Below are 6,996 nucleotides of genomic sequence, written 5' to 3' on the forward strand. Positions count from 1 at the left end.
TTTGCTTTCATCCATTTATATACCTCTATTGGATTCTTTGCTCCCATTAATATAGCTATTATCGATAAAAACATTATTACCGGCAAACTATACTGTCTCCCCTGTGGTCTTGCCTGTTCTGATATATGCTCTTTTAAAATTTTCAATAATTCTGGCTCCATTTTTTCTCCCGATATAAATATACTTTTTTGGCTTTATAGCAAAAAGTATTCCTTAGTATCGGAATGGGCTAATTCCTAGTTAAGTATATTTTAAATTAAGTATTAATTTTCATAATAACATATATGCTATTATTTACAATTTAAATTAAATAGAAAACTTAATAATATTTAAAATATAATTTATTTATTAACTCTGTTTCTAAATATATAAAATGTTTTTGCAGGAAAATTGCAGTAATACATATATTTATTTCGTCAATAAGAATAAAATTTGTTAAAAATGTTATAATCAAATAAATTATTATAGTTGAAAGGTTATTATGAATGTAAAATTGCTAATTATAAATCAAGTAAAAACTGTAGTGTAAAATTTATATTAATTGTTTATAGTATGTTTAAAATTGATGAACTATTAAAACAGTTTCATATAAGTAAAGAGGATATTCAGTTACGAGAAAAGCTTAAGAGTAAACTATGTACATTTAGTGCAGTTCTAGCTAATAATTTTTGTAAAAACTATCTTCAGAATGATGAGAAAATATATCATTATTATAATATTAATGAACTTATTAAAATAGTTAATAAGTTCATAATATTTATATTTACTGCTCCGATAGATAATAGATTTTTATACCACATATATAAAATAGGATCAATGTTTGCAAGTATAAAATTAGATTCTGCTATTCTAAAATATATATTTTGTTGTATTAATCAATTACTATATAAAATGTCTGAGCTTGACTCTATTATAAAAAACAATTTAGATCTTATTAGCCGTTTTTTAGCAATGGTTGAATATGTAATTATTGATTATACATATAGTAATACAACAAGTCCCAATAGTATTTCAAATAATACTCTAATTATTGCTATAGATAATATTTATAGGACTTTTATAATTCATAAAAACAATTTTTTGAAAATTGAAAAATATATGAAAAATGATAGTAGTGATGTATCTTTAATTAATTCAATTGAAAATAATCCATTAATGTGTAAGTCTCATGATGATTTGATTAGTTTTAGAAATCAGGTAGATTTGTTAAATAGATCAGGTATAGATATTGATGAAATTATATCTATATATAAAGATTGGAATATAGCTATATCGAAATTTAAAAGCTCTATAAAAAGTTGTAATGAAAATAAAAAAATATACTATTTTAACCAGCTAACACTTCTTAATAAAAAACTTAATAGTCAAATAGAAAGATTATTAAAATACTTTTCAACAAGCAGTTTTTTATCTCTACTTGCAGGATTAAAAGCAATACATGCAATACACAAGATTTTCTCTAAGCATAATCTTATTTTAGATTCAGAAGAAGATATAAAAACAAATATTATTGAGAGAGTAAAAAAAATTTTTGATGATGTAGTTCCTTGGGCTATTGAGGAGATAATAATAGATAGTAAATATTTGAATATTTTAGAGTATGATATTGTAAAAAAAGTAGAGTATGAAGAGTATATATTTTATTTTGGAATAAAACTTGTAAATATTGAAAATAGACAATATATAGAAGAGATATTAATGCTGCTATTGGAAGCAATTGAATTAAACTTCATTATGAAGAAACGTGAACAATCTCTTGTAGAGTTTGCAAAGAAGGCAGAAAGTGCAAATGGTGAAAAAGATGATTTTTTAGCTTGTATATCTCATGAGCTTAGAACTCCTCTTACTGCTATAAATGGTTTTTCTCAAATTCTTATGATGAGTCAAGATACTCCTGACAAAATTAAAAAGTATTTGGAAAAGATCAACAAAGAAGGAAATAGTTTACTTAATATGGTAAATACAATATTAGATTTTGCAAAGCTTGATGCTGGAAAAGTAGATTATAATCAGAAGATGAGTAAAGTGATTTTTATAATCAGAGAGGTTAAATTATTAACAATTCATATGGCAAATAGAAAAAATATTTCACTAAATATATCTGTAGATGAAAATCTTACCCTTATGATTGATCCTGAACTTTTTAAGCAGGTTTTACTAAATTTGATCAGCAATGCTATTAAATTTACACCTGAAAATGGGAAAATAAATTTGACAGCAAGTTATAATGAACAATATAAAGAGTATATATTTTCTATTTGTGATACAGGAGTAGGTATTGCAAAAGAGGACCAAACAAAATTGTTTCATTCTTTTGTTCAAATTGAGAATATTTACCAAAAGAGTGTAGCTGGCAGTGGTTTAGGGCTTATGATCTGTAAAAAGATAATAGAAGATCTTCACCAAGGACGCATATGGGTTGAGAGTAAACCTGGTAATGGTAGCTGCTTTTATTTTTCTATTCCGGTTGAAAATATTGATTAAAATAAGGCTATGTATAGTTTTATGAAATAATTTCTTTTTTTTAATTAAAAAATGCCGATATTAACTATAAAGTATAGTTTATAACGGAGTTCAAATGCCAATTCACGTTGATCCATCTAAATTTCAAAGACCGGAGTGGCACGACTTTCCTAGTAAAGTTCCTAAGTTGGCTGACAAAGATTACTCTCAAAGAGAGTTAGATCGTATAAAAAAAGAGCCTACAGAGGTGAATATTGACGGAGATGTCTATACAGCGAGCAGAGTCAGCTTTAAACGGATGAGTAGAGATGAACTAAGATATGAAGAGATAGACATTAATTCGTTAAATCTTACAACAGAAACAACAGGCAAAGATCCGGTTGACAGAAGAGTTATAGTAGCCTTTAGAGATCCAAACGATCCTGAAAAGGTGATTGCATTTAAACTAGATAGAGATGTAGTAAAAGATCTAAAAAAGGCATTCTCTTCCAAAGATTTTTTTCAAAGAGATGATGGAATTTTAAGATTAAATGGCGATGCTGAAGAGTATTTGGCTGGATGGTATCAAGATATAAAATATAGCAGAGGGTATGAAAAGGCTGATCTAAATAAAAATGGTCGAATTGATGAGAATGAAAAAGGCGATCTCAAGATAGGTTTTGATCGTACTACATATTATGACTATTTGGGTGACAAGATAGTCTCTGCAAATCTCAAAGCAGATGGTTTGAAGTATCAAAAATATTCAGAGACTTTAGACCTTCCAAACGAAGAACGGGGTGGGCTTAATTCAATAGCTAGTAAAGCTTTAAAATATGAAAAAACGATAGAAAAAGAGTTAAATCATACACTAAAACTAGATAAAGACAAAGATGGAGTAGTTACCCTTAAAGAGGGGTTAGTCGATTTTACAGCAAAAAATCAGAGTGTAGAAGAGAGAGTTGTTGAAGATATAAAGATACGTCACGAAGATATGATTAGAAGAGATCTTATAAAGATAGACAATTTTCATGTGCTTAGATCAAAAGATATTTCATTTCAAAAAAGTTTTGAAGAGCAAAGAGCGTATGATAAGTATATGAAAGAGTATTTTGAGTATATGAAAAATAGTTTTGATTTTGATGAGTTGGAAAAAGCAATAAAAGAGGCAGGGTTTGATAGAGAGACCAAAGATGATGAGGAAGAGAGTATAGATAGTTTGGATGTTATAACTTAAGGGTAGCACAGTATGAGAATAGATAGTGCAGGTTCATATGGATCATTTGAAAATTTATATAAAGATAGAGTTTCAATCTCAAAAGATACATTGGATGAAGCTAAGAGAATTGATAGAAGTGCAGATGAAGCTATTGTTATATTTGACAAGCAGATCATATCTCTTAAACAAGATACATTAAACACATTGCAAGATATATATAAAAATGATTTTATTGAACGAGATGGTATCTTTATAGCAAAAGGTGTAGCGAAAGATTATCTAAATAAAATCTCAAACTTTGTCTTAAATGATCTAAAGGTAGCAGAAGCTGATAAAAATAGAGATGGAGTTATAAGTGTAGCTGAGTCTTTAGATCTAAAAAGAGTCGTTAATTTACAAAATGGTTCGTTAGATAGAGCAAGAGATCATTTACCATCAGAGATTGTTAAAGAGATGAGCACAGATAACTCATATTTTATGTCAACCAGTGAAATAATAGATCTTCATATAAACATAGATAAAAATAGAGATGGAAAAGTAACTGTTGATGAGATAGTTGAAGATATGGCTCAAAGAGCCGGTTCAGAAGATAGATATGAAGATATTTTAGAAAAGTTACAAAAGGAGTTGGAAAAATTGCAAAAAGAGTTGGGGCGGTTAAATCAAGAGTTACAGTTAAGTGTTGATGATAATAGAAAAGAGATGCTTTTAAAACAGATCAGATTTGTAAGTACAAAGATGAATACTGTAATAGCAGAGATAGAAGAGATAATGGAGCAGTTGTCAAAATGAATTAGGTAAAGCGGTATGGAGTTTGTTGTTATAATTATTGGCTTGGTGGTGATCTTAGTGATATTTGGGTATAGTCGTTGGCAGATAGAAACAGATAGATTATATTCTAAACTCTCATCTAATAGCAATACCATAAAATCATTAAAGTATAACTCTGATCAATTGAATGGATTACCTAAACCTGTGCAAAGATATTTTAAAACTGTTCTAAAAGAGGGGCAGTCTATGGTCTCTTCAGTTACCATAGAGCATACCGGAACTTTTAATATGAGTGAAACAGGAGAATTTTGGAGACCGTTTAGCTCTATTCAAAGAGTTACTATTGATAGACCTGGATTTGTTTGGAGTGGTAAGATTAAGTTAATTCCAGCTTTAGCAGTATGTGTAAATGATGCCTATATTGCAGGAAAAGGTCTGCTTAAAGCATCTTTTGCCGGATTAATTTCATTAGTAAAAGAAGAGGGAAGTTGTGAGTTAAATAGGGGCGAATTGATGCGCTTTTTTGCTGAGTCTGCTTGGTATCCTACAGCACTACTGCCAACTCAAGGTGTTAGATGGGAAGAGGTAAATAGCTTTTCTGCTAGAGCAGTAATGAGAGATGGTGAGATTAGTGTAACACTGCTCTTTAGTTTTAATGATTATGGTCTCATTGAGTCTGTATATGCTGATGCAAGAGGACGTAGTGTAAAAGGTGAGATAGTTTTAACACCTTGGGAAGGGCGGTGGAGCAGATATGAAGTGCATAATGGAATGCTTATTCCTACAGAAGGTGAAGTTGCTTGGATTCTTCCTGATGGGCGCAAACCTTATTGGCGTGGTCGCATTGAAAAAATAGATCATAAATTTTCATAATGTCATTAGAAAGCCAGACAGAAGAAAGAAGATCACAGATATAAGTGCCGATAAGAGAGCCCAAGGAAGTTGTGTTTTTACGTGAGCTATGAGATCGCACCCTGCAGCCATTGCAGAGATGATGGTGGTATCTGAAATCGGTGATGCGTGATCGCCAAATACTCCGCCTGATATGACTGCCGCTATACTTAAAGGTAGAAGAGCTGTAGCATCTGCACCTATACCGGCGGTTATGGTAATTGCGATTGGCATCATAATAGAAAATGTTCCCCAGCTTGTACCTGTAGAAAAGGCGATAATTGCCGAAAGCAAAAATATGCCTGTAGGCAGTAGAGCAGGGTGTAGAATGGCATTTGCAAAGTGAGATATATAAACTCCGGTTCCCATCTTTACCGTTACATCACCTATAGCAAAGGCAAAAAGTAAAATTCCTGCAATCGGTAGCATTCTTTTAGCACCTGTAAAGATAGAGGTTAAGATCTCTTTTGGTGGCAAAATTTTTTTGATTTGGTAGTAGATAGATGTTATGAGAACCGATCCCATAACTGCTGAAAATACAGATGTTGAGCCGCTACCTTTAAGCATATTTCCATCACCTGTAATGAAGAGAAAAACAAAAACTAAAATAAGCATAGAGAGTATTGGTACGATAAGGGCAAATATATCTCCATCTTTTTTTAAATCTGTTAAATTTATAGGTTCAACTTTTGTATATGAGGGAAAATCTATCTTTTTAAAGATAGTAAAAAGAACAATTAAAATAGAAAAAATAGCATAAAAGTTAAAAAGCAGGGCAGTACCCAATAGTTTAATTGGCTCTGCTGAAATTGTACCGGCTTCTATTTGTGCTCCAATCAGTCCAAGAAGCAAGGCTCCCCAAGCATTTAGTGGAAACATTGTACATATTGGAGCAGATGTAGAGTCGCAGATATAGGCAAGTTTCTCTCTTGAAGTTCCAAATTTGTCGGTTATTGGACGGCTTACAGTACCGGCTATAAGTGATGTAATGGATGATTCAATAAATATGGCAACACCTATGAAAAATGGGAGCAGTTCAGCCTCTTTTCTGTTTGTAATGAGGCGTTTCCCTTTTTGTAAAAAGTTGATAAATCCGCTTACACCGCCGCTTCTTTGGATCAGTTCTATAATAGAGCCTACAAAGATTGCAAAAACCAGCGTTTTTACAACCCATCCCTTTTCAAAAAGAGATGCAATACCTTTTATGCTTTCAACTACTGTAGAAGTAATATTTTGTTCCATTATAAAGTAGCCACTTATTACTCCAATTAGAAGAGAAACTGTAACATTTCTTGATATAATGGCTAAAATTATTGCAATAATAGCCTTTTTATAAAAAATAACTTAAAAAGGACAAAAAAATAAAAAAGCAATAGCTTTTTAAAGCTATTTTAAAAACAACCAATTTTCAAGAGATTTTTCTCTTGAAATGAGTTTGATTTTGAAAGCACTTTTAAGAGTTTAATCTAAAATTATAACTTTAGATTAGAGTGCTTTTACAATCAAACTAAGTTGGTTTGATTGACAATTAAAAGGTGATGGCACTATTACAATTCCATCATCAATTTGAAGTAAATTAGCTTTAGTTCTTTAACTTATCACTGTCTAACCATAGCAAAAACACGAGAGGGGTTATAAGGTTCATTGTTTTTAAAGATGGCATAGATAATTGT

The 6,996-nt window shown here is 30.7% G+C and carries 5 protein-coding genes; 4 read left to right on the plus strand and 1 reads right to left on the minus strand.

Annotated features, from left to right (window positions below):
• Window positions 1-552 precede the first annotated feature (552 nt).
• The 4 genes from BM227_RS12170 to BM227_RS12185 all read left to right on the plus strand — a co-directional run bounded on the left by BM227_RS12170 (window position 553) and on the right by BM227_RS12185 (window position 5,305).
• Complete coding sequence (locus tag BM227_RS12170) at window positions 553-2,484, plus strand: sensor histidine kinase (RefSeq protein WP_092914232.1); 1,932 nt, start codon at window positions 553-555, stop codon at window positions 2,482-2,484.
• 94 nt (window positions 2,485-2,578) lie between these two features.
• On the plus strand, window positions 2,579-3,679 hold the full coding sequence (locus BM227_RS12175) for a hypothetical protein (RefSeq protein ID WP_092914235.1): 1,101 nt from the start codon (window positions 2,579-2,581) through the stop codon (window positions 3,677-3,679).
• A gap of 12 nt (window positions 3,680-3,691) precedes the next feature.
• The gene (locus tag BM227_RS12180; RefSeq protein WP_092914237.1) at window positions 3,692-4,453 is read left to right on the plus strand and encodes an OmpH family outer membrane protein; all 762 of its coding nucleotides are present in this window, start codon (window positions 3,692-3,694) and stop codon (window positions 4,451-4,453) included.
• Between the two features lie 15 nt (window positions 4,454-4,468).
• Window positions 4,469-5,305 (plus strand): DUF6920 family protein, encoded by an 837-nt coding sequence (locus tag BM227_RS12185; RefSeq protein WP_092914239.1) that lies wholly within the window; start codon window positions 4,469-4,471, stop codon window positions 5,303-5,305.
• Here the strand turns inward: BM227_RS12185 and BM227_RS12190 are convergent.
• Window positions 5,300-6,565 carry a Na+/H+ antiporter NhaC family protein gene (locus BM227_RS12190; protein WP_092914241.1) on the minus strand — a complete coding sequence of 422 codons (1,266 nt, stop codon included), beginning with the start codon at window positions 6,563-6,565 and terminating at the stop codon, window positions 5,300-5,302. The two genes, BM227_RS12185 and BM227_RS12190, sit on opposite strands and share 6 nt — an antisense overlap.
• Window positions 6,566-6,996 lie beyond the last annotated feature (431 nt).

The sequence above is a fragment of the Hydrogenimonas thermophila genome (genome assembly GCF_900115615.1).
Lineage (GTDB): Bacteria > Campylobacterota > Campylobacteria > Campylobacterales > Hydrogenimonadaceae > Hydrogenimonas > Hydrogenimonas thermophila.